Below are 23626 nucleotides of genomic sequence, written 5' to 3'. Positions count from 1 at the left end.
AAGAAGATTATTTCTTGAGCAGGAATCCTGCGATGGACTTTTCGCGGACGAAGGTCTTCTGGGCGGCGGCCTGCACGTCGGCAGCAGTCACCTTATTGAGCTGGTCAGCCCAGTTGAGGAAGATGCGGTAGTCACCGAACATTTCGTACCAAGCCAGCATGGTCGCCACGTTTTCCATATCGGTGAGGCTGCGTACCAAGCCAGCGTAGGCATGATTCTTCACCTTCTGGAAGTCGCGTTCGCTCACGGTTTCGGTCTTCAAGCGTTCCAGTTCTTCCCACACGATTTTTTCCACCTTCGCAGGGTCGGCATCCGGGCGCATGTTCACCGTCACGCCGAATTCAGACACATACTTGTTGGGTGAATTGGAAGCCTTCACACTCACGGCGAGCTTTTCTTCCTGAATCAGGCGCTTGTAAAGCCTGCCAGAACGGCCATTGAGCACGCCCTCGGCGATGTCCAAAGAATAAAGAATCTGGTCACCCACTTCGGGAGTCGTAAACACCAAGGTATAAAGATTCGGAGCATCCGGGCGCTTTACGGTCAGGCGCTTTTCGCCGGCCTGTTCGGGGTCGCGAATGGTCAGCGGCGGGAACGCCTCGCCCGTGGGAATGGGACCGAAGTACTTCTTCACCATTTCCATAGTAGCGGTAGTATCGATATCGCCCGCCAGCACCAGAATCGCATTGCGCGGCTTGTAATACTTGCGGTAATGTTCGTCGGCCATTTCGCGGGTCAAGTTCATAATGTCGCTGGGCCAGCCAATGGTCGGCACGCGATAGGGGAAGGCCTCGTAAATCATGGAATTCAGCGTTTCATAGAAACGGCCCGTAGGCTTGTCGTCGTAGCGCATGCGGCGTTCTTCGCGCACCACCATGCGTTCGGAATAGAATTCACGCAACACGGCATTCTGCATGCGGTCCGCTTCGAGCCACATGAACAGTTCCACCTTGTTCTTCGGGAGAGTCACGATGTAAGCGGTCATGAGGTCGCTGGTGAAAGCGTTCAAGCCCGTGCCGCCTGCAGCCTGGTAAGCGCTCCAAAGTTCGTCCTTCACAAAAATCTTGCGGTGTTCGTTCACCACGGAATCGTGTTCGGCAGTAAGCTTTTTCACCTTCGCGGTATCGCCAGCGAGAATCGCCGGGCGAATCAAGGCCTGCAGGCTATCTTGGGTCGCCATGAACTTGACATCGGCAATGCTATCCGAAATGCCCACCTTCTTGGTGCCCTTGAAAAGTTCATGTTCCAGAATGTGAGCGAGGCCGGACTTGCCCGGAACTTCGTGCACGGAGCCGGTCACATAAAACAGGCGGCAGCTCACCGTAGGAGCCTGCTTGTTCGGGTGCAGAAGCACCGTCAAACCATTAGGCAAAACTTCCTTGTGAACCACCAAGTTCACCTGTGCAAAAGATTGCTCCGTAAACAGGGAGGCAGCCAGGGCCATACCCCACGAAATTTTCTTGAGCCAATTCATTATGTCGACTGCTCCCCGCTACTTCTTTCTTTAGCGAACTTGACAATTTCTTCTGCGATTTCGTTTGCCTTCTGCATATCTTCATTGTAGATGGCATCGATTTTCTGGCAACCCAGTTCCAAAATGCGGCGAGCCAGCGCAGAATCTTTTTGACTGCGCAAGTCGCGAATGGCCAAGTCAATCAGCTTGACATCGGCCTGGGCCGGGTAGCCCTTCATAAAGTCGTAAAACAGCTTGATTTGTTCGTCGTACTGGGCATCGGTTTCAAGAGCCAGCAAAAACGGAATCACGCGCACGTTCAAAAGCTTGCCCAAATCGCCCACGAAGGTATTCAGCGTGAGCCCCTTCGGGAACAATTCCTCGGTATCGTTCTGCAGGTCTTCGGTATCCAGGAACTCGCCCGTCTCGATCTGTTCCAGAGCCTCGTTCAAGAAAGCCATCTCTTTCTTGCGGGCCTGTTCGCGGAAGCGTGCCTGGTAATAAATCGGCAGCGTCGTGAGGCAAAAGTGAGCCTGCCCCGCCCCGATAAATTCTCCGATGTAATAAATGTCGGCATCTTCAGCGAGAATATCTTCTTCGCGGGTAAAGTTGCCAATCTTTGCCGGAATCGGGATGACTTCCATGCTCGAAAGTTCGTGTAGGCGGTCGCGCATTTTTTCCACATCCATGTCGGGGGGCAAATCAACGCCTTCGGCTTCCATGGTTTCCAGCATATCGTTGATCTTGTCGTCCACGGCGCGGTCAATCGCCTTCTTGCTAGGCACGCGGGGCGAGAACATGCGAAAATCACCTTCCAAGGTCAAGAGTCCATTCTTGATCATATCGTCAAAGGGAGTACCGCTATCCCGCTCATCAGGGTTCGGCAAAATCTTCGCGTAGGCAATAATGCGTCCGCACAAATTCTCGTCGTTACCTTTTTTCTGCTCAATACCTAACATACAGCTTCCAATATAGAAAAAAAGAGGGGCAAGCCTGCCCCTCGTTCACACAGCGCAAGCGCGTTGTTCACTACCCCATCGAGCGGGGTTCCACCCCGCAACGCCCCGGTTATTTCACGCGGATAATCTGCTGGCGGAATATGGAACCATCGCCCCGTTGCAGCAAATACAAGCCCGGAGCAAGGTTCTCCGTTTCTAAAGTAGAACCTTCGCGCAGCAATTGTCCCGTCAGGGTAAACAGCCGTACGCGAGTAGTCATGGGCGTTATTTGCAGATGCGGTGTCACCAACCCGCGAACCGATGTGGTCTCGTCAGCCTTCACCAGCGTAAATTCCAGCTGATCCAAGTTCGGGCCATCGTTACCGCCAATCGTCGCAAAGGTAAAGTAGCCGGCGCCCTGAGACAACTTCGCAGTCATCGAAATCGTTTCCCATGTTGTCCAATTCTCCGTTGCTTCGAACGTAAGGGTTTCAGCCCCCTTGCAGCCATCAATTCCGCCAGGGCACACTCCCGGAGCAGCAGCTGCGAGACTGCGAGCCTTGCCGCTACCGTTGGCATAACGAATTTCAACCTTGTACTCGCCTGCAACATCGGCATAGATAGGCACCTGAATCATGCTCAAGTCACCTGCGCCAAAATTAACGAAGGCGGAACCCTTGAAGCCAGCGTTATTGCTTTCGGCGGCGGCATTGGTGATGATTCCATCTTCTGCCTGGAATACCGTGGTTCCCTTGGCAGTAAAACTCGGAATGAGTTCGATATCGCATTCTGCGATAATTTCGAGAGTCGCCTTACTTCCGTCGAGGCCGAGATCTGCAGTGCTCTTGCCGGTCTTGCCCTCAAAAATCCAGCCCGCGAAAGTCCAGCCTTCGTTGGGAACTGCAGTAATGATTGCCTTTTTGCCTTCGGCCACCTTATTGCTCGAAAGATTCGTTTCAACCTTGCCACCGATGGCATCGCCAATGGTTACTTTGTAATAAGTCACATTCGATTCAACTGTCATAACTTCGTTGGAATAGGCTCCGAGTCCGCCCATGCTATTGGCCGCACGCACCGTAATCTTGGAGCCTGGTGCAACATCATCGAGCGCAAAACTCGGCGTGACAACGTTCGCCTTGTACTTGCCATTTACAAATACCACCCAGGCACGGGCGTTATCGTCGTCAGCCCAGACAATCTCGCCACCATCCTGCTCAATTTTTGGAGCATTCACCTGAGCCGTCAACTTGGTCGGATCCCAGTTATCGCTACCCTTGAGCACATTCGAAAGTGTGTACTTGGCGGCATCGCTTGCATTCCACACCGTCTTGAGCGTAGTCGCCGTCGAACCATCCTTGCCACCATCAAAATACGTCTTGCGCTGGCTCGTGTTGATTGCGCCACCGCTACCATTCTTGCTGTTATATTCACCAAAGACCTGCGGTGCAGAATTCATATCGGGGCCCCAGCCTTCGGCTCTAGGTTCCGCCTGCATCTTCGTATTCAGGAAAACAGTCTTGGCATGTCCCCACGAACGCCCCAGGTAATAGTCCTTATTGTAGCTACTGACAATCGTCGCATTGTTGAAGACATAGCCCCAGTCGCCAGGGTTCTGTGAAGCCGTAATATAGCCGCTGCTTCGATTTACCACAAGCTTAGTTCCTTCGAAGAACACGTCGCCGCCACCACAGATAAAGTCGACAGTTCCGTCAATTTCGCCACCTTCCCAATAGGTGCGCCCCTTCTTGGTGTAGTAGGTATCCTGGCCACTCAACAAGCGCACATTCTTGTAGATATACTTGTCACCTTCGTTCTGTTGCAAGGCCACCTGGCGCGCCGCATTCGTCGAACTGACCGAACTCCTATTCTGCAGGGTAATATCCTGCATGTACATATTGTTGTTTTTAGGGAAATAGAGCGTTGCCGTGGTGCTGATGCCTTCGGTATCTGTCGTATTCCAAATAACAGTCTTGTCTACCGATTGCCCGACAATAGAGACATTCGATGCGGGAAAAGTCGTTTTGCCGTGTTCATCGCCAGTGAGCTTCGTGATTTCGTATTCACCATCGGGAACAAAAAGGACAAAGCGGTTGCTTGCGGATGCACCCGAAGCGCTCGCCGCAGCAATGGCAGCCTTGAAGTCACCGTCAACGCCAAGCACGAAGTCAATCTTCTTTTTTTCGACAGCGGAAGCAGTGATTGCGAGGCCCAGCGTCGCGCAAACAAGAACCTTATTCAACATATCACCTCAGCTTTCCATTTACATTAAACACTTTACCGTCAGCCTTCTTCAGGTAAACACCAGCGGAGGTGTTGCGGCCACCGAAGTCTACATAGTAGCGGTTGGTATTTTCCGGAGTTGCCTGCACCGCGCGCACGCCAATGACCGTCGTAGAATCTTCACCCAGGTCCTTTTCACCTGCGTACAAGTCAGCGTCCATCCATCCGATGTAATCGATGTTAGCCATGCCGTCTTTCGAGGTGCTCACAAACTTCAACTCGCTATAACCTTTTTCCAACGACACCGGAACAGTCTGCGTTTCCCAAGCGGTCCAGCTGCCGGTAGAGCCCATGCTCAAGCCCTCCACTAAAAGCGTATCGCCTATGTAAATATCGTAGCCGCGTGCACCAGAGCCACCGTTTGCAAAACGGACCGTCAGCGTGTACTCGCCCGCCTTTGCAGCAGTCACGCCATAAGTCACAAAAGAGCCGACGGCATTAGCCACATTCGCATAGCCCTCGCCCACAAAGCCCATATTCGTCGTTTCCTTGATGCCATCGATTTCTACAAAGTCTACGCCATCGATAAAGGTCTTGCAGGAATCGTTCCCACACATCGCCGACGGAGCCACGTAAGAACCAGCAGCCTTTTCAAGAGCCGTCAGGTAATCCTTTTCGACAGCAAGAATTGCAGAGCCGTAATCGCTTGCCCACTGGTACCCCGTGCGGCGTTCTTCGCTGATCCTGTTAAAATCCCGAGTCTTGGTGCTAATGCCTTCGCGGTCACAGAAGAAATAGTCGTCGCTATTGACTTCATAAAAACGGTACCAGAGCGACTTGCCGGCCTGTTCTTCGAAGATACCCTTCTTTTGCGAAAACACAAGTCCAGAAACCTTCGTTTTCTTGTACCAGGCAATAGCGGCTTTAACCGATTTTTGAATGGCTTCGGTCTGTTCGGGCTGATTCATCAGAACCCAGATTACGCCCACCGATTCCTTGCCCGACTTGGATTCCAGTTCATAAGCTCGAGCCGAACGCGGAGCGTAATTGGCCGTATCGTGCTGGGCGCACCACACCGTGGGTTGCCCGTTATTCACAATCTGCGCCTTGATCAGGTAATCAACCGCCTTGTCCACCGCCGTCTTCATCTTGGCGCGGGTCGCATCGTCAATTATATCGCTATCAAAGGGACTGACGGAGTTTGCAATATCCATCATCGCCACCAGCGCACGCACCATCGCATCGTCGTTGAGCGTGACATGGTCGTTATACGCATTACGCTTGGGCCACACCTGCGGGAGTCCACCCGAACGGCGCTGCATTGTCAAAAGGAAGTTGGCCGCCTTATTGAAGCTCGTCTTGAAAGTGTTCTTATAATTCGAATTGGTCGTCGCCTTGTACCGTACCGCCAAAAGGCGCATTTCTTGCACGGTCGCATTGTTGTCGATTGTCCCCACAAAGCCACCCGATGCAGCGGGCCAACCCGGAGACTTGTCGCCACCTGAATAGGGGTTCTTGTAGCTACTGGCCATGGATTTGAAAAAGCCGCCGTTGTCGATCTGCCAGGTGGTCATATTGTAGGTATACTGGTCAATATCCATTCCACTGGCCGCTTTCGTCAGCTCCGAATAACTGCGGTAATTGTCCAATCTCGATACAGCCAATTCAGGGGGAACATAGGCATCGGCAAAAACAAACGTCGAAGCCATCAACGGCGCGCCCAAAATACCGACCATCAGCGATCTAGTCCAAACACACATAGCATCCTCATTCTTGCGGAATTTACCCGCACATCCGTTTTCAAATCTACGTTATTTTCGCAAAAAGCGGTAATCCAGCAAGCTTATTTTTAGTCCACATTTATGCAAATAATAGCGTTATCAAAGAAAGAACGCTGAAAGTTTACAGAAATTAACGTCCACGTTTTCGTTTTTTAGGCACCGCCCTACAAATAGGATTTACGCGCTAATGACACGCCATGTATTATAGCTTTTATAAAAATTTATGAAAATTATAAAAACGCCAATTTTAAGCATAATTTTGAATATTCGTATTATAAAAAATACACCGCTTTATATAATTTTTATCTATTTTATGGGCATGAAACCGATTACCTCTTATCAGGATTATCGAAAGTACATGCAAGACTATTACGAAGAACGCAAGCGTAGTTCTTTATTTTCTTGGCGTGAATTTTCGCGATTGGCGGGTTTCAGTTCGCCCAACTACCTCAAGCTCGTCTGCGAAGGAAAAAGTCGAGTCAGCAAGAAAGGAGTCGAAGGAATTGCCGACGCCATGGAGCTGGAAGGTATCGACCGCGACTACTTTTGCGCAATGGTGCGTTTTGGAGACGCCAAGAAAGACGAAGAGAAAATGCAGGCATTCAACGAGATGCAAAAAATCGCGAAAGAAAATCGTCTGCGCGTTGTCGATGCCGAAGCGTTCCAGTATTTCAAATCGTGGGTGAATCCGGTGATGCGCGAACTTGCGCCAATCATGCCCGGCGCAAAGCCGTTGGAACTTGCGCGACAGTGCTACCCAGTAGTGAGCGCAGCAGATGTACGCTACGCCCTGGACTTTATGACGCATGCGGACTTCTTGAAAAAGGTGGGCGAAGACACTTACGAGCAAACCGAAAAGGTAGTGACAGGCTCTTCCGAAGCGATTCCCCTGGCACTACGTTCCATGAACCGACAAATGTCCAGATTTGCAACGTCTGCCATCGACGAGGTTCCGCCCAAAGAGCGCCATATCGCGGGCGTGACGCTAGGCTTATCCGAAACCACATACCAGTGGTTGGTCCAAAAAATAGAAACACTCCGGCAACAGGTGATCGCCATGGCCGCAAAAGAAAAAGAATACGATAAAGTCTATCGATTGAATTTGCAATTGTTTCCGCTGACCAAAGGGAAAGAGGCTTAATATGAAAAATCTATACAAAATAATTCTTGCAGGGATAGTCGCCATTTGCGTTTACTGTTCAAGCGACCCAAGTACAGCAGGAGCAACCACAGAACCGAGTTCCACACCGATAGCAAACTCCGATTCAACAGACATTGCAGACACATCATCGACAAATATGCCTATTTCCGTTCTAGTAAGGGCTGTAGAAACGTTGATTGACATTTCGCCATACTATCCACAAACATGCGACTACGATTCCCTTTCAAATTTGCCCGATACAATCTTTATGCAGTTTGTCCATTTACAATTCTCAGCAGACGCCATCCCCGGACCTAGACAAACTTACGTTAGCAGGGATCACCGCAACAAATGCACCGTTACGTCCTATCCAGAAAATGCCATTGTCACATTAAAAAATGAACTCAACCAAAGCACCTACAACACAGCTTCTAAGTTTATCCAAATTGAAGGCTTTCCCGTCATTATTAAGACAGCAGTAAGCCCGTCCGGCGACTATTGGGGATATGGAGTCAGTTGCCTTGAATATTTAGCACAGTTCAAGCAGTCCTGTGAAGAATCCAACGGCTATTTCAAAAATTTAGGATCCAACCTCTTTAACAACTATATGGACGCCGGATGCGATGTTGAACCAGCCTCTTTAGCATGTTCGATGCCTGCACCGAAAGGAATGGATGCAAATACCGCAATCGAAATATTCTTAGAAGAAGCCAAGAACGCCTGCATAGAAGATTCCCTAAGGTATGCCCCTTTTGACAACGAACAAGACACCATCATCACACGCTTTTCTGAAGGAGATACCCTTAAATAGATAGAGCAGTACGATAAATGAATAACAATGCAGCGCCGTGTATTTTTCTATTTTTGGCGTTGTATGAATACCAAGATTTACTATACCCTCACAGACGAGTCGCCGTTCTTGGCGACTCAATCCCTGCTCCCCATCGTTCGCGCTTTCGCGAAGACCGCCGATATCGATGTGGAAACCAAGAACATTTCCCTGCCGGGCCGCATTCTGGCAGCCTTCGGCAAGGCCAGCGATGACCTGGATTTTTTGGGCAAGCTGACGCTGGACCCCAGCGCAAACATCATCAAGCTTCCGAACATTTCTGCTTCGGTGCCGCAGCTCAAGGCCGCCATCGCCGAACTCCAGAAGAACGGTTTCGATGTGCCCGATTATCCGGACGCTCCGGCCAATGACGAAGAAAAGGCTATCCGCGCCAAGTACGACAAGGTGAAGGGTTCTGCCGTGAACCCGGTGCTTCGCCAGGGTAACTCCGACCGTCGCGCCCCCAAGGCTGTGAAGAACTACGCCCGCAACAATCCGCACAGCAACGGCGTGTGGAACGAATCGGTGAAGACGCACGTTTCCAGCATGGCTGCCAATGACTTCTACGGCAACGAAAAATCTATCACGCTCGCAAAGGCCGATACCTTCAAGATTGAATTTGTGGATGAAGCCGGCAACGCCACGGAACTCCGCGCCGCCAAGCCGCTCTTGGAAGGTGAAATTTTGGATGCTACGGTACTTCGCATGTCCGCCCTCGAAAAGTTCATCGCCGAACAGATGGCCGATGCCAAGGCAAAGGGAGTGCTGTTCTCGGTGCACCTGAAGGCCACCATGATGAAGGTCTCTGACCCGGTGCTCTTCGGCGCATTTGTGCGCGTGTTCTTCAAGGATGTTTTCGTAAAGTACGCCGACCTGTTCAAGGAACTTGGCATCGACGCCAACAACGGCCTCGGCGATTTGTACAAGCGTCTGGAAGGCAATGCTAAGGAAGCCGAAGTGAAGGCCGCCATTGACGCCGCCCTCGCTGCCGGCCCGGATTTGGCCATGGTAGATTCTGCCAAGGGTATCACCAACCTGCACGTGCCCAGCGACATCATCATCGACGCATCTATGCCTGCGATGATCCGCAACTCCGGCTGCATGTGGAACAAGGAAGGCAAACTGCAGGAAGTCAAGGCCTGCATCCCGGACCGTTGCTACGCCGGAATCTACGATGCCGCTATTGAATTCTGCAAGAAGAACGGCGCCTTCGACCCGAAGACCATGGGTACGGTGCCGAACGTAGGCCTCATGGCCCAAGGCGCCGAAGAATACGGCAGCCACGACAAGACTTTCATTGCCAAGGGCAAGGGCGTCATCCGCGCCGTGAATGCTAATGGCGAAGTGCTTTTGCAGCAAGACGTTGAAGCCGGCGACATCTACCGTATGTGCCAGGCGAAAGACGCCCCGATTCGCGACTGGGTGAAACTTGCCGTCACGCGCGCCCGCGTCAGCGACACCCCGGCCATCTTCTGGCTGGATCCGCAGCGCGCCCATGACCGCGAAATTCAGAAGAAGGTGGAAGTCTACCTGAAGGAACACGACCTGAACGGTCTTTCCATCAAGATTCTGAGCCCGCGCGACGCCATCGTAGAAACCATGACCCGCGCGAAGGCCGGCCTCGACACCATCAGCGTCACCGGCAACGTGATGCGCGACTACCTCACCGACCTTTTCCCGATTCTCGAAGTCGGAACCTCTGCCAAGATGCTCAGCATCGTGCCGCTCATGGCTGGCGGCGGCCTCTTCGAAACGGGTGCAGGCGGATCTGCCCCCAAACAGGTGCAACAGTTCCTCGCCGAAAACTACCTCCGCTGGGATTCCCTCGGCGAATACTTCGCGCTGGTGCCCGCCTTTGAACAAGTCGCCTCTACCACCGGCAACAAGAAGGCCAAGGTTCTCGCCGACACGCTGGACCTCGCCAACGGCAAGATTCTCGAATTCAACCGCACGCCAGCCCGCAAGATCGGTGAACTCGACAACCGAGGCTCTCACTTCTACCTGGCCATGTACTGGTCCGAAGCCCTGGCCGCCCAGAAGGATGACGCCGAACTTGCCGCCAAGTTCGCACCGGTCGCCAACGAGCTGAAATCGCAGGAAAGCGAAATCATCGCCGCCTACGCCAAGGAACAGGGACAGCCCGCCGACATCGGTGGCTATTACCTGCCGAAGGCAGAGCTGCTGAAGAAGTGGCTGCGCCCGGTTGAAGCATTCAACAAGGTGATTGATAGCATCTAGAGGCCTCAAGTAAAGACTCCGGGCTGCAGAGCCCGAGAAGATATTCAAACAAATAAGTTCGGTGCGATATTCGCACCGAATTTGTTTTTTGCCAACAAACAAATTAACGAATGCAGACAATGGCGGCTAGTTCAACCAGTCATTGCTCTATATATCTTGGCCAAAACGCCTCGATCTGGGGCCAGCAGTCCCCTCCCACTATTATATATATAGAACTAGACCCATTTAATTCCAGCTTGGAATAAAAATTTTTCAGTTTTTTTCTTAAAAAAATGTTTTTTTCCAAAAAAATTTGTATATATACTACATCAAAGTTTTAACTGAAATATGGCGATTTTGATTGGGAAACGATAGATTTTTGCAAACAAAGTAAAAATTCGTGACAAAAGTCAGACAATTTTTACACAAAAATACAAAAAATTTTGCAAAACTATTGCTTTTTTGAAAAAAATTGTTTATATTACAGACATAAACCGGTTGAACGCCCACTAACGGGCCTAAGACCAAACAAGTGTGTAACAAACAACAAGGAGTACACTATGAAAAAGCAAGGTTTTACCCTTATCGAATTGATGGTCGTGATCGTGATCATGGGCATCTTGGCCGCCGTCGCAGTACCGAAACTGTTCGGCATGATTGCTAAGTCCAAGGCTTCTGAAGTGGGCCCGGCCGCTGGCGAATACGTCAAGCTGCAGGACGCTTACATCTCCGAAACCGGTCTGTACATTGGTAAGTGGAATGCCATCGGTTATACGATGCAAAACGGGACGTCTTTCACATACACTGACAAGGTTACGGCAACCAATGGATCTAAGGCTATTCCGACCAGTGCTGAGGCAGCATGGGAAGCAGCAGCTGTTGTGGGCCTTAACGATTGTACGGCTGGTTCCACCTGGACTCTTTGGCTTAAAAAGAACGGTGATGCAAATGGTGTACAATGGGGCGCAGGTATCAAAAAGGGTTCTGCAGGCTCTGGTCCTAAGGACGCATCTGTTGAATGCACCGTGTTGACTCCGCAGTTCGGAAAGCTGGCTAACGGTCTCTAATAAACACATATTTTAATAGAAAAGACGCTCCTAATAGGGGCGTCTTTTTTATATCATAGATTTATAAATTAAGCCGACTGTCCAAAAAATTATTGTTGGCGATTAAGGTTCTTGACGTGAATAGTATGATTATGTATATTCGTAGAACTTTCAGTAAAAATACCTAAGCAAGCCTTTTAAAATGTCTTGTCCTTTGATTTCTATAATTGTTCCAGTTTATAATGCCGCACGGACTCTTGCTAAATGTGTTGATGGCTTGACTTCGCAGACGTTTAGAAATATAGAGATATTGCTAATTAATAATGGTTCTTCTGATGATAGCTGGTCAATGTGTCTGGATTTGGCTTCTAAGGATTCTCGTATTAAAGCGATAGACCATTCTGAAAAAGGAGTGTCTTCGGCGCGTAATCGAGGCATTCTGGAGGCTACCGGCGATTATGTGATGTTTGTGGATGCCGATGATTGGATTGATGACGACGTATGCGAAATTTTTGCCAATGAAAACCGTCTTCATAATTATGATCTTTTTTGCTTTTCCGCACAATATCATAAAACGAACAGAGCTTTAAAATCTTTTCTGTTTGCGGAGAACGCTCCTCTGTTTTCTAAAACGCAAAAAGAAGAGTTGCAAATAAAAGTCTTTACTCCTAACGCCCCTTGCTTTAATTACATAACTAACACTCGTTTTTTAGGAAGTGTGTGGGGAAAATTTTATAAAAGAGTTATTTTGATAAAGAACAACCTTCGTTTTTCAGTAGAGACAATTATTAGCGAAGACGTTCTATTTAACACACTGGCACTAGATTACTTTGACAGAATCGGCTATACAAGAGACTGCTTTTATCATTATATACAGCAAACTAATTCTGCGCAAAGTCACTATAGGCCAAATAGCGAAAAATATTTCGCCTTTTTAATTAAAGAAATCCAAATATGGCTACAAAGAACAAATAAAAATATGCTTTTCGCTGATTCAGCAAATTGTCTATTTGTTCATTACTTGTTTGGAATCTTGAAAGAAGATATTTTCCACAAAGACAACCCAAACCCTGTTATTGAAAAAAAACATCAGCTAGAAAAAGTGTTGTCTATGAAAGAATTTTTGAGTCCTTTAAACAATTTGAAAGAAAGCTATTTCGCGTTGTCCGAACGTATTTTAATATGGCTGTTGCGGGAAAAGCGAATTGGCCTTGTCGCTTTTTTGCTCAAATTCATTAGATAATGTCTGTTCATATTTATTATGTGATAGCCTGCTTGGTACTTGAAGTTTTATTTGTGATTGTTCACAGAAAATCTTCTAGCGCAAGGCAAATTTCCGGAATGTTTTTTATTCCATTTTTTTTGTATCTCTTTACATACCGTTATTCTATTTTACGCTTCTTGGACGATTTCCAGACTCTTGCTAATTCAACCATTAGCTTTATATTGACGCTCTTTCTTTGTTCATTGTCATTTGAGGTCAGAGAATATGAAAAAACAAAGGTGCGGTCTCTATTGTGGTTCTCTCTGTTTTCGTTTTTGTTGATTTTTCTTAGTCACGGAATTCCTTGGATGATAAAGGCTTTTCCGCTTGAGAATCCTGAGGCTGTCCTTTTTACGCTGCAACAGAATAATGTTGGGATAGAGGGCTTTGTTTGGGATATGATATGGCAGAACATTTTACGGCCATCGTTGCTCATTTATGTTCCAATATGTATTGTAATTACAATTCTTTCTTTGGTAGTACACTATTCTAAAAAAACATGGTGCTTTAAATTGTTTCAATATAGAGCGCGTTTGTACCCTGGTGTGAATTTATTGTATCCTTTAAAGCAATTATTTAAGGTGATGTTTACTTGTTCCTTAATAATCTTTTTGATAATTGCGCCCAAATTAATTTTCCCGTTAATAGACATTTGTAAGGTGTATATGGAACCTGATAAAAAACAAAATTCTCAATTATATCTAAGAGAATATGTTTTCCCCGATTCGGCTTCAATAGTATTTCCGCAAGAAAAGAAAAATCTGATTTATATTATGCTAGAATCAATGGAGGTGAATTTTAAAGACTATACTCCAGAAATTAATAGAATCACGCAAGAAAATATCTCTTTTAAACCTGGTGGAGTTGATGTCGTGATGACTGGCTGGACTATGGCCGCTCAGGTATCAAAGCTTTGCGGAATACCATTGGATTTGCCGCAAAGTATGGAAAATAGCGACTCTATTTATAGTTTCCTGCCCTATGTTAAATGCATTACGGATGTCCTTGATGAAAATGGTTATCATCAAATATATGTTCAAGGCTCCGATGGTTCATTTTCTTCTAAGAGAAATTTTTGGAATCAACACAAAGTGAAGGAATTTCACGACTACCCTTATTATAAAAAAGAAGGCGCAGTTCCCGACAAGAAAGAAATTTTTTGGGGTGTTACGGACAGGACTCTTTATGGACTAGTCCAAAAAGAGCTGGATGAACTGGGAAAAGATTCCTCTAAGCCGTTTGCTTTATATATGATGACTGTTGATACACATTTCCCAGAGGGATATATGTCGGATGGTTGTGCTGTTGCTGAATCAGAAACTTCTCAGTATCCGTCTGCGTTAAGATGTGCATCTAAACAAGTTGAGTCTTTTTTGAAATGGGCTGAAACACAAGATTGGTATAAAAATACGGTCATTGTTTTTATTGGAGACCATACCTGGAGTACATTTACGGGTTTATTGGGTTTAAATAAGGAGGCTCCTCTTTATTGGATTAACGTGTTCCTTAATACGCAGATTTCTTTGTTGGATGTTAATCGGAGTTTTTGCTCGTTTGATATGTTTCCGACTGTGCTGGAGGCCATGGGTGTAGAGATTACAGGACATCGATTGGGTTTAGGAACATCACTGTTTTCTAGCAAGAAAACGTTGCTAGAAAAAATGCCAAAATCCATGCTAGATTCTATATTGAAAGTGAAAAGTTTTCAGTATGATTATTTTTGGCATGGCGGATCATTTGTGGGAGAATAATTGATGAAAAATAAAATATTATCTTGCATCATATTGAATTACAACGATGCTCCTACAACGATAAATTTGGTGGAGCAGATAAAAGATTTTCCTCTTTTAGATTTTATTGTGGTTGTCGACAACTATTCGACAGACAATTCTTGGGGACTTTTGCAGAGTTGCAAGAGCAACAAAGTTCATTTAGTTAAATCGACTAGGAATGGAGGCTATGGCGCAGGAAACAATATTGGCCTGCGTTACTCTTCGGATGTTTTGAACGCTGATTACTCGATTGTAGCAAACCCTGATGTAATTTTTAGCGAAGACTGTATTCAAAAATTCCTCCAGACTTTTCAAAAAGATTCATCTGTGGCAGTTGTTTCGGCAAAACAATCTAACTCTGTGGACTGTGCTTGGAAAAATTGCAGTGTAATGCAACATGTGCTTGCAACAAGCATGTTCTTCGAGGTTCTGCTAAAGATCCGATCTTATCCGGCAAAATTTTTCAGAGAGAAGACGATTGTTCCTGTTTTTGCGGTTCCCGGATCTCTATTGATGGTTGACTTGAAGAAAATGTTTGAGCATGGCATGTATGATGAAGAATTCTTTCTTTATTACGAAGAATTTGTCTTGGCGCATAAATTTGCAGATGTCGGTTTGAAAACAATTTTACGACTCGATTGTTCGTATGTACACAATCATCATGTCAGTATTTCTAAAACATACAATCGATGGTCCCAGCAACATTCAATTCTTTTGAAAAGCGCAGAACTCTTTTTGAAGAAATACAAAAAAATTAATGCCTTGCAGATGACTATAGCTAAATTGTGGTTTGCATACACAAAATTGGAATTCAAATTATACGATTTTTACTGTTGGGTTCGTTCATCCCTTAATTCCAAAGAAAAGAATGCCGAAACAACGGTATAGGAATAGTTGCCAAATAGATTTCTTTGAAAATGTTATAACGTTGTAGTTCTTGATATAGAACCGAAGTGCTGACAATCTGTTTTTATTTTCAGAAAGATTGGTGTAAAATTCAAGTGCATCAGAAACAAGCTTCTGCTTATCTAGAGAGAGGTTTTCGTGATGTACCAAATTGTTCAGCAAGTTTAAGCTGTCTTGATAGAATCCTTTCCTGTCTTTTGAAAATCTATAGAGGTCCTTGATAGCATTCCAAATCGTAAATTTCTGGTACTCTGAAGCATTGTTGGAATGTCGCCTGTATTTTAAAACCACATTATCTATATACTTACTTTTTTCATTAAGGCCAGCAACAAGCGCAAACCAATAGTCATGATATTTGATATTGTCGGGAAAAGGTAGAGCCTGTTTGATCAATGAACCCCTAATTAACGAAGCTGTTCCTTGAATCACGTTTGAATACAACTCATGCTGAAAGAGTTCAGCTTCGTTTTTGGGCATTACGTGTATGGGCCAGTATTCTAAGAGTGTTTTATTTTGTGATATGCCATTCTCGTCTATAATCAGCGAGTTCGCGCCAATACAATCGTTATCGCCAATATTTTTATAGAGGACCTCTAAATGGTCCGGTTCCCAAATGTCATCTTGATCACAAAAGGCAATGAATTCACCTTTGCAAAGAGAAAGAATGTGCTCAAAATTTTTTTTGAATCCCAGGTTGATTACATTTTGACACACCTTAAAGCGCGCGTCTCTACTTGCGTATTCCTGTAGTATTTGTAACGTATTGTCCGTTGAACAGTCGTCGCACACGACAACTTCAAAATCAGTCACAGTTTGGCTTAGAATAGAATCCAACTGTTCTCGAAGAAACTTAGCGCCGTTATATGTAGCAAGGGCGATAGATATCATTTTAAATTATTCCAAATAAGTGCTTTGAGTCCATGCAGATAAATAGGAAAGAAAATATTTCTTTTAAATAAGAATAGTTCAAACTTAATCAAAGGAGCGATTTTTGTTTTATCACAGACTGCAATAGCATTTTGTATTTGGTTCGAACGAGCAATATCGCATAATTCGTGCATTCGTTTTGCGTAAGGAATGTTGTTTTCCTTATGCATATAGTATGTCGACCAACTTAGGAAAAAACACCTAAGGACTTCAAGGCTTATGTAAGAAGAAAACTCTTTTTGAATGTAGGGCGAAAAAAAAGGAATAAAGCGGACATACTCGTTATATGCGTTGTGTGTAAACTTTCTCGTTGCTGAGGAGGCGTGAATTCGATAATGGTATAAAAACTGATTGGTGTATGAAAATTCTTTACAGTGTTGATAACATTGAATATTGAATAGCCGATCCTCACTAAATTGAAGATCCGTTGAATATCTTATATCATTGTCTATTATGACATTTCTTTTTATAAGTTTGCATGCAACTAAAGGTATAGAAACATCTTTTATGGATTCGGTAAAAAGAGTTGCCCGTATTACATCATCTATGTTGCTTTTAGAAAAATGAGTGATTGAAAATGGAGAAAAGTTCCCGCGTTTTTCAATATTGTTTTCGTGGAGAATTGATTCGCAGAAAACGATGTCACTATTATTTTTTTTTGCAAAAGTATATGTTGAGTTACAGGTTCCTGGTTCAATCCAATCATCGGCATCTACAAAAGTTATGTATTCCCCTTGGGCTTTTTCAATACCATAATTTCTGGTTGCCGATACGCCGGCATGTTCACATTTGAAGAACTTAAATCTAGCATCTTTTGAAGAGTATTCTTCACAAATAGAGCTTTCCGTTTCTGGAGCACCATCCGACACCAGAATGAACTCGCATTCCTCCATATTTTGTGCAGCTAGGGAGTCTAAACAGCCGCGAAGATAAACAGGGGAAACCTTATAAATCGGAATAATGACAGACACCTTCATATGGAATACAAAACATAAAAGATTACGATAAAATTTAGACGATTTTAGCCCATTATTCTTTTCGAATTGTATAGGGAGATAACTTACGATATAACAAGTATACTTGTGGGCAAATAGCAAAGATATTCAGCATAATTTTTCTTATGCTCCACAAGTTGATTTCGTTGTAATGATGAACAAGTTCGCGGTATTTTTTAAGAATCCCTTTGGCGTTATTGAATCCTGGAATTGTTTTCCTTTGTTTTGACTGGTTGTAAGCAAAAAGTAAATCCCAACATAGGGGTTCGACGCATAAATTTGCAAGATAGCGTTCGTTGTTGTCCTTAAAGTATTGATAGCGCTCAACACGAGCATCAAGAACTCTTAAAGAGTTGCTTGTTACATTGGACATGATGCTTTGCGGTCTTTGAAGATAAAAATATAATTTTTCGTGCAAATAAGCGACGCTTGAAGACTTGTAAAGAATTTTGTATGTGGTATATTCGTCTTCGTGTATTTTACCAACAGGATATCTAATGGTGTTAAAAAGCGTTTTTTTGTACAATTTCCCGCATGCTATAACAAAATAAATTTCGTCATTGCTAAATAATCTTTTTACTGCTTCTTTATTGTCTAAAACTTCTATAGAATCAGCAGGATTATCGTTTTCATTTTTCTTATTTTCGTTGTTTAGAAAAACCTTTTGGAATTGTCCTATGGCTATGTCCACTTTTTTATTTTGAACATTGTATAATAATCTTTCTATATATTGGGGCGCAATCCAATCATCACTGTCAATGAAGGATATGTACTCACCTTTGCAAATGTCTAAACCGACGTTCCTTGCATCAGAAAGGCCTCCATTCTTTTTATGTATGACGACGATGCGTTTGTCTTTTGCTGCATATTCGTCGCATATTTGCGGACACTTGTCAGGAGAGCCGTCATCTACTAAGATTATTTCCAAATAGGAGTATGTCTGGTTTATGATGCTGTTCAAACATTTTCTAAGGTAGGACTCGACCTTGTAGATGGGAACAATTATGGAAACTAGGGGTGTAGACATGGTCTTTACTCCATAATAATATATAATTATTTGTGCGCAATTATAGAATTTCTCTGAAAAAAAGGTATATTACTTGAAATAAGTATGGAAGAAAAGAAAATCTCAATTGTTCTGCCGGTGTATAACGGCGCTGATTATTTGACAGAATCGATAGAAAGTGTAATCGCACAGACTTACGCGAATTGGGAACTTATCATAGTAAACGATTGCTCCACTGATGATTCGCTTACCATAGCTTCAAAATATGCATCCCAGGATGCTAGAATAAAAGTTTTCACTAATCCTCAAAATTTAAAATTGCCAAAAACATTAAATGCGGGTTTTGAGCATGCCACCGGGGTATATTACACATGGACGTCGGATGACAACAAATATAAACCTGATGCGTTGCGAGTCATGGTTGAAAACCTTGAAAAAAATCCCGATGCAATAATGGTTTATGCAAATTACACTTGCATTGATTCAAATGGGCGTGAAGCTGAATTGGCGAAGATGCTTGAACCGAAATATCTGTTTACTGGGAATGTAATCGGAGCATGCTTTTTGTATACTGCTGATGCAGCAAAAAAAGCTGGTGCTTACGATGCCGATTTGTTTCTTGCCGAAGATTACGACTATTGGATCAGGTTGTATAAAATTGGCAATATTTTACATATAGAAGATGATTTGTACTATTATCGCATACATGGGAAATCACTAACAGAAACAAAGAAAAAATATGTAGATGAGCAGACTTATAAGGTTCTAGACAAACATTTTCGATTTGCGTATACAAAATCAGTTGAAAATAGACTATGCAACGAGTTTTTCGACCATGTGTTAAATAGAGCTTCTGCGCATTATGATGAAACTCTTAAGATGTTGCTGTCGTTTAACAAGAAATATTGGTTTCACTTAAATCGAAAGAGAATGAAAATTCTCTGGGAACGGGTGAAAGTATTTATTTGGTATTCCCGTCTGTGGCAGATACAGAGAAGGTTAAGCGGAAAAGTGTAAATGGAACATTATACAACCCACATCAAAGCCAAAACGGGCTGGTTTGATATCAACTATCGGGAACTGTTCCAATACAGGGACCTTATCTGGCTTTTTTTTAAGAGGAACTACTCAACTCGGTATAAACAGACCATTCTCGGGCCGATGTGGCTCATTTTCAATCCGTTGATAACGGTTTCACTCTATGCCTTTATTTTTGGTAATTTGGCGGGGCTATCCGCAGAGGGTGTCCCTCAGTTCCTGTTCTATCTGTGCGGCAATGCACTGTGGGCGTTCTTTGCGACTTGCCTAACAGAGACTTCGCGTACATTTACGGCGAATGCGGCTATCATGGGCAAGGTCTATTTTCCGAGGCTTGTGATGCCCATATCATCGGTGCTGACAGGAATGCTTGATTTGCTGATCCAGCTAGCCATGCTTGTTGTCGCCTTAGTTGGGTATTGCATCGTCGGATATAATTTTGGAATAGGGACGTCGATTCTTCTTGTTCCTGTTCTGATATTGCAGGTCGGGCTTCTCGGGCTCGGCTGCGGCATCATCGTGGCATCGCTGACAACTAAGTACAGGGACCTAGTGATTCTAGTTAGCTTTGGCGTGCAGCTTTGGATGTATGCGACTCCTGTTGTTTACACGACTGGGATTATTCCGCAAAAATACTATGCGGCATACATGTTGAACCCCATGGCTCCGATTATCGAAGGTTTCAGAAGCGTCATTTTGGGGATCCCGACGGATGCTTGGCAATATTGGGGTATAAGTTGGATTACTACGATTGTCGTACTTTTCATTGGCGTTATATTGTTTAGCAAGATTGAAAAAACGTTTATGGATACGGTGTAATATGTCTGATACTGCAATCGAAATAAAAAATCTGCGAAAGCAGTATAGGCTCGGAGCCATAGGCGGGCAAACCCTGAACGCGGAGCTCCAATCCTGGTGGGCCCGAAAAAGGGGCAAAGAAGATCCGAATTTGAAAATAGGCCAGAACACGTCGCGTTATGGAGAATCTTTCTGGGCTTTAGACGGCATAGATCTGGAAATAAAGAAAGGCGAGGCCGTCGGCATCATCGGTGCAAATGGAGCGGGAAAGTCTACTCTACTCAAGATTTTGTCTAGGGTTACAGCACCAACTGAAGGCGACGTTTGGATTGATGGCAGAGTAGCCTCCATGTTGGAAGTTGGAACTGGTTTTCATGGGGAGCTTACTGGACGAGAAAACATCTACATGAATGGTGCCATTCTTGGCATGACCCGAAAAGAGGTGGATGCGAAGATAGAGTCCATCATAGACTTCTCTGAGTGTCGGCAATTTATTGACACTCCCGTGAAGCGTTATTCATCTGGCATGTATGTCAAGTTGGCCTTTGCTGTCGCCTCGCATCTTGATGCCGAGATTATGGTTATGGATGAGGTCCTTGCCGTTGGCGATATGAAATTTCAGAAGAAATGCCTTGGTAAAATGGGAGATGAAGCCAAAGGCGGCAAAACGGTCTTATATGTTAGCCACAATATGTCGACAATTAGAAAACTTTGTACGAGATGCCTTGTTCTACAAAGAGGGCGAATTGTTTTTGATGGAGATGTTGAAGAAGCCATAAACGTATATATGGATAGTGCGTCTGGAGAATTGCTGACGCATTATTGCTTTGAAGGACAAAAAAGATCTGTTCCTGAAAGAGGGCGCGAGTTATACTTGCATAGTTTTGATTTCCTAAACAAGAAAACAGCAAGATTCTCATCTCTAGAAACAATGAAATTCGGCTTTAGAGTGGAGTGTTTTAAAGATGTAGATAATATTCGAGTAAGGCTAGAAATTCGCACTACGGATGGGGCAAACGTCGGCATGTCTGAATCTGTAGATTTCTTCTGCATGAAAAAAGGCGAAATCTCGGATTTTGATCTTGAATACGACATATCTAATTTAGCAGAAGGCCATTACACATTGCGTCTTACACTATTTGAGTTAAATGATATGGGAATACATAGGGGTTTTGACGAGTCAACAGAAAAAATATATTTTGAAATTGTTGAGGATGAATCTAATAGAACAAATTGGCTTCCGCAGTATTGGGGCAGAATTAAGCTGCCAGCCTCCAAAATAATTGCTCAAAAGAGATTTTAAAATTATGAAAATAGGTGTAATGACACTTTCCGCTTCAGACAATTGCGGTTCTCTGCTGCAAGCCTATGCGTTAAAAACCGCTTTAGAAAAATATGGGCATGTAGAAGTAATAAATTTTTCGTCAAAAGAATCTCATGCTATATACGATTTACCACATTATAAAGGATTAAGGAAATTATTGTATAGAAAAAAATTGGAAGCTCTTTCAATAGCCTCCCAAGATTACAAAAATTTCAGGAAAGAATATATTGGAATCAAAGGGAAAGAGTATTTTATAGAAGATCTGAAAGATATATCCGATAAATATGATGTACTTGTTTCAGGAAGCGACCAAATTTGGAATGTTCAAATGGGGGATTATAGCGATGCTTTTTTTCTAGGCTGGTCAAAATCAAAAAAAATAGCTTATGCTCCAAGTTTGGGAGGGGCTCTTCTTAATCTTAGTAACAACTATATTTCCATAAAGGAATGGTTAAATGACTTTTCCTTTGTTTCTGTTCGTGAAGAAATTGGACGAGAATGCCTTGAGATCGTTACTGGACAAAATGTGCAAAAGGTTTTAGACCCAACGTTAATTATAGATGATGAGCGATGGCAACAACTGGTTGGAGAGCCGCTTGTTAAAGGAGATTATATTTTCTATTATTCTTGGGCATATTGCGATAAGTCAACATCTAAAATTGTATCCGAAGAGTCAAAACGATTACATTTACCCGTTTACGTGATTGATCCTAAAAAATGGATTTCTAGGAATCCTTCAAAATGGGGATTTAATCTGTATGGAAATTCAGGCCCTCTTGTTTTTTTGAATCTCATGAAATATGCAAAAAAAGTCTATGTAGAATCTTTTCATGGAATGGTTTTTGCATATATTTTCAAAAAAAATTATTGGTTGTTAGATACTCATGAAAAAAAGTCAGAGCTTGATTCTAGATTGATGGAATTTGTTAATCTATTGGGGGCACAAAACAGAATTTTAACAAAATATAACGTCAATGAAATTAATCAAGAAAATGTTATAGAATATGGTAATAACGACATATTAAAAGAACAGGTTGCTACATCATGGAAATATCTTGACATGGCTTTTGGCAAGGAGAAACAATGAAGTTCGCTTATTTAGTAATGGCGCACCATCGTTTTGATGTGTTGCAAGAGTTGATTAGTGATTTGGATGATCCGAGAAATGATATTTTTTTACATATTGACAAAAAAACAAAAGATGCGCCATTGGAAAAAATAAAAAAAAATGTAAAAAAAGCAAAATTGATTATTGTTGATTCAATGAACGTATACTGGGGCGATTCCACCCAAATTTCATGCGTTTTAAAATTGCTGAAATCCGCTTGTAAATTAGGGTATCATGATTATTATCATTTGATGGTTGGAGTTGAGTATCCTATAATAAGTCAAGATGACATACACAATTTTTTTCTCGTTCACAAAGGAAAAGAATTTATAGGCTACGATCGTGCTGATTTAAACTATTTGGATCGAATAAGGTATTACTATTTCTGGAATAAATATGCTCGTGCAAAAAACATTGTAAAAAAATGGCTTTTTTTAAAGGGAATTCAATTTGTTAGATTGCAAAAAAGGTTAGGAATCAACCGCATCAAGAACGACCCACTAGAATATAAAAAAGGGTACGCGAATTGGAGCATAACAGATGGTTTGGCAAGGTTCATTGTTGGCCAAGAAGATTTCATAAAAATAAGAATGGGAAGAACGCATTGCGCAGATGAAGTTTTTTTTCATACATTGGCATTTAATTCACCTTATGCAAAAAATATTTATGATTTCAACAATGAATACAAATCATGCATGCGGCTGACCACATGGAAGAATTCAAATAACAGGTTTGGATTAAATGATATAGATATGATACTTGATTCGGGAAAAATATTTGCAAGAAAAATCGATGGTCCTGACGCACTAGATTTAATAAACGCAATAAAAAATCGTCGAAGAAAGACAGATAAGATTCTATAA

20 protein-coding genes are annotated in these 23626 nt (G+C 43.8%); 12 read left to right on the top strand and 8 right to left on the bottom strand.

Annotated features, from left to right (window positions below):
- Nucleotides 1-7: 7 nt before the first annotated feature.
- From ACJMNB_RS01470 to pelA, 4 genes are all read right to left on the bottom strand, one after another.
- On the bottom strand, nucleotides 8-1474 hold the full coding sequence (locus ACJMNB_RS01470) for a M16 family metallopeptidase (RefSeq protein ID WP_405338256.1): 1467 nt from the start codon (nucleotides 1472-1474) through the stop codon (nucleotides 8-10).
- A complete protein-coding gene (locus ACJMNB_RS01465; protein WP_405338254.1) occupies nucleotides 1474-2412 on the bottom strand; it encodes a hypothetical protein in 939 nt (312 codons plus the stop codon). The genes ACJMNB_RS01470 and ACJMNB_RS01465 overlap by 1 nt, the downstream gene beginning before the upstream one ends.
- Before the next feature lie 109 nt (nucleotides 2413-2521).
- Complete coding sequence (locus ACJMNB_RS01460) at nucleotides 2522-4633, bottom strand: pectinesterase family protein (RefSeq protein ID WP_405338252.1); 2112 nt, start codon at nucleotides 4631-4633, stop codon at nucleotides 2522-2524.
- Nucleotide 4634: 1 nt separating this feature from the next.
- Entirely contained in the window at nucleotides 4635-6371 is a 1737-nt protein-coding gene (gene pelA, locus ACJMNB_RS01455) for a pectate lyase (RefSeq protein WP_405338250.1), read from the bottom strand.
- Between the two features lie 340 nt (nucleotides 6372-6711).
- Here pelA and ACJMNB_RS01450 point away from each other — a divergent pair, with 340 nt between their 5' ends.
- Entirely contained in the window at nucleotides 6712-7533 is an 822-nt protein-coding gene (locus ACJMNB_RS01450; protein WP_405338248.1) for a TIGR02147 family protein, read from the top strand.
- A gap of 51 nt (nucleotides 7534-7584) precedes the next feature.
- Here the strand turns inward: ACJMNB_RS01450 and ACJMNB_RS01445 are convergent, their stop codons facing one another.
- A complete protein-coding gene (locus tag ACJMNB_RS01445) occupies nucleotides 7585-7737 on the bottom strand; it encodes a hypothetical protein (RefSeq protein WP_405338246.1) in 153 nt (50 codons plus the stop codon).
- A 46-nt stretch (nucleotides 7738-7783) separates the two neighbouring features.
- On the opposite strand from ACJMNB_RS01445, the gene ACJMNB_RS01440 reads away from it, so the two are divergent.
- From ACJMNB_RS01440 to ACJMNB_RS01415, 6 genes are all read left to right on the top strand, one after another.
- Nucleotides 7784-8344 (top strand): hypothetical protein, encoded by a 561-nt coding sequence (locus ACJMNB_RS01440; protein WP_405338244.1) that lies wholly within the window; start codon nucleotides 7784-7786, stop codon nucleotides 8342-8344.
- Between the two features lie 63 nt (nucleotides 8345-8407).
- On the top strand, nucleotides 8408-10600 hold the full coding sequence (locus ACJMNB_RS01435; RefSeq protein ID WP_405338242.1) for an NADP-dependent isocitrate dehydrogenase: 2193 nt from the start codon (nucleotides 8408-8410) through the stop codon (nucleotides 10598-10600).
- A 539-nt stretch (nucleotides 10601-11139) separates the two neighbouring features.
- Nucleotides 11140-11646 (top strand): type IV pilin protein, encoded by a 507-nt coding sequence (locus tag ACJMNB_RS01430; protein ID WP_405338240.1) that lies wholly within the window; start codon nucleotides 11140-11142, stop codon nucleotides 11644-11646.
- 193 nt (nucleotides 11647-11839) lie between these two features.
- A complete protein-coding gene (locus tag ACJMNB_RS01425; protein WP_405338238.1) occupies nucleotides 11840-12868 on the top strand; it encodes a glycosyltransferase family 2 protein in 1029 nt (342 codons plus the stop codon).
- Complete coding sequence (locus ACJMNB_RS01420; RefSeq protein WP_405338236.1) at nucleotides 12868-14640, top strand: LTA synthase family protein; 1773 nt, start codon at nucleotides 12868-12870, stop codon at nucleotides 14638-14640. The genes ACJMNB_RS01425 and ACJMNB_RS01420 overlap by 1 nt, the downstream gene beginning before the upstream one ends.
- Before the next feature lie 33 nt (nucleotides 14641-14673).
- Nucleotides 14674-15549 carry a glycosyltransferase family 2 protein gene (locus ACJMNB_RS01415; RefSeq protein WP_405338234.1) on the top strand — a complete coding sequence of 292 codons (876 nt, stop codon included), beginning with the start codon at nucleotides 14674-14676 and terminating at the stop codon, nucleotides 15547-15549.
- On the opposite strand, the gene ACJMNB_RS01410 is transcribed toward ACJMNB_RS01415, so the two are convergent.
- Genes ACJMNB_RS01410 through ACJMNB_RS01400 form a run of 3 tightly spaced genes read right to left on the bottom strand, consistent with a single transcriptional unit; the run spans nucleotide 15505 to nucleotide 18516 of the window.
- Complete coding sequence (locus ACJMNB_RS01410) at nucleotides 15505-16455, bottom strand: glycosyltransferase (protein ID WP_405338231.1); 951 nt, start codon at nucleotides 16453-16455, stop codon at nucleotides 15505-15507. The genes ACJMNB_RS01415 and ACJMNB_RS01410 overlap by 45 nt on opposite strands.
- Nucleotides 16452-17465 (bottom strand): glycosyltransferase family 2 protein, encoded by a 1014-nt coding sequence (locus tag ACJMNB_RS01405; protein ID WP_405338229.1) that lies wholly within the window; start codon nucleotides 17463-17465, stop codon nucleotides 16452-16454. The genes ACJMNB_RS01410 and ACJMNB_RS01405 overlap by 4 nt, the downstream gene beginning before the upstream one ends.
- 58 nt (nucleotides 17466-17523) lie before the next feature.
- On the bottom strand, nucleotides 17524-18516 hold the full coding sequence (locus ACJMNB_RS01400) for a glycosyltransferase family 2 protein (protein ID WP_405338227.1): 993 nt from the start codon (nucleotides 18514-18516) through the stop codon (nucleotides 17524-17526).
- Nucleotides 18517-18600: 84 nt separating this feature from the next.
- On the opposite strand from ACJMNB_RS01400, the gene ACJMNB_RS01395 reads away from it, so the two are divergent.
- From ACJMNB_RS01395 to ACJMNB_RS01375, 5 genes are read left to right on the top strand one after another with little or no spacing between them, the layout of a single operon-like run.
- The gene (locus tag ACJMNB_RS01395; protein ID WP_405338225.1) at nucleotides 18601-19512 is read left to right on the top strand and encodes a glycosyltransferase family 2 protein; all 912 of its coding nucleotides are present in this window, start codon (nucleotides 18601-18603) and stop codon (nucleotides 19510-19512) included.
- The gene (locus tag ACJMNB_RS01390; protein ID WP_405338223.1) at nucleotides 19513-20352 is read left to right on the top strand and encodes an ABC transporter permease; all 840 of its coding nucleotides are present in this window, start codon (nucleotides 19513-19515) and stop codon (nucleotides 20350-20352) included.
- 1 nt (nucleotide 20353) lies between these two features.
- Nucleotides 20354-21634 carry a polysaccharide ABC transporter ATP-binding protein gene (locus tag ACJMNB_RS01385; protein WP_405338221.1) on the top strand — a complete coding sequence of 427 codons (1281 nt, stop codon included), beginning with the start codon at nucleotides 20354-20356 and terminating at the stop codon, nucleotides 21632-21634.
- Nucleotides 21635-21638: 4 nt separating this feature from the next.
- Nucleotides 21639-22742, top strand: a complete 1104-nt coding sequence (locus ACJMNB_RS01380) for a polysaccharide pyruvyl transferase family protein (protein WP_405338219.1) — start codon at nucleotides 21639-21641, stop codon at nucleotides 22740-22742.
- Entirely contained in the window at nucleotides 22739-23626 is an 888-nt protein-coding gene (locus ACJMNB_RS01375) for a beta-1,6-N-acetylglucosaminyltransferase (protein ID WP_405338217.1), read from the top strand. The genes ACJMNB_RS01380 and ACJMNB_RS01375 overlap by 4 nt, the downstream gene beginning before the upstream one ends.

Source organism: Fibrobacter sp., from assembly GCF_045131395.1.
Taxonomy (GTDB): Bacteria; Fibrobacterota; Fibrobacteria; order Fibrobacterales; family Fibrobacteraceae; genus Fibrobacter.
This window is presented reverse-complemented; position numbering and strand designations above follow the sequence as displayed.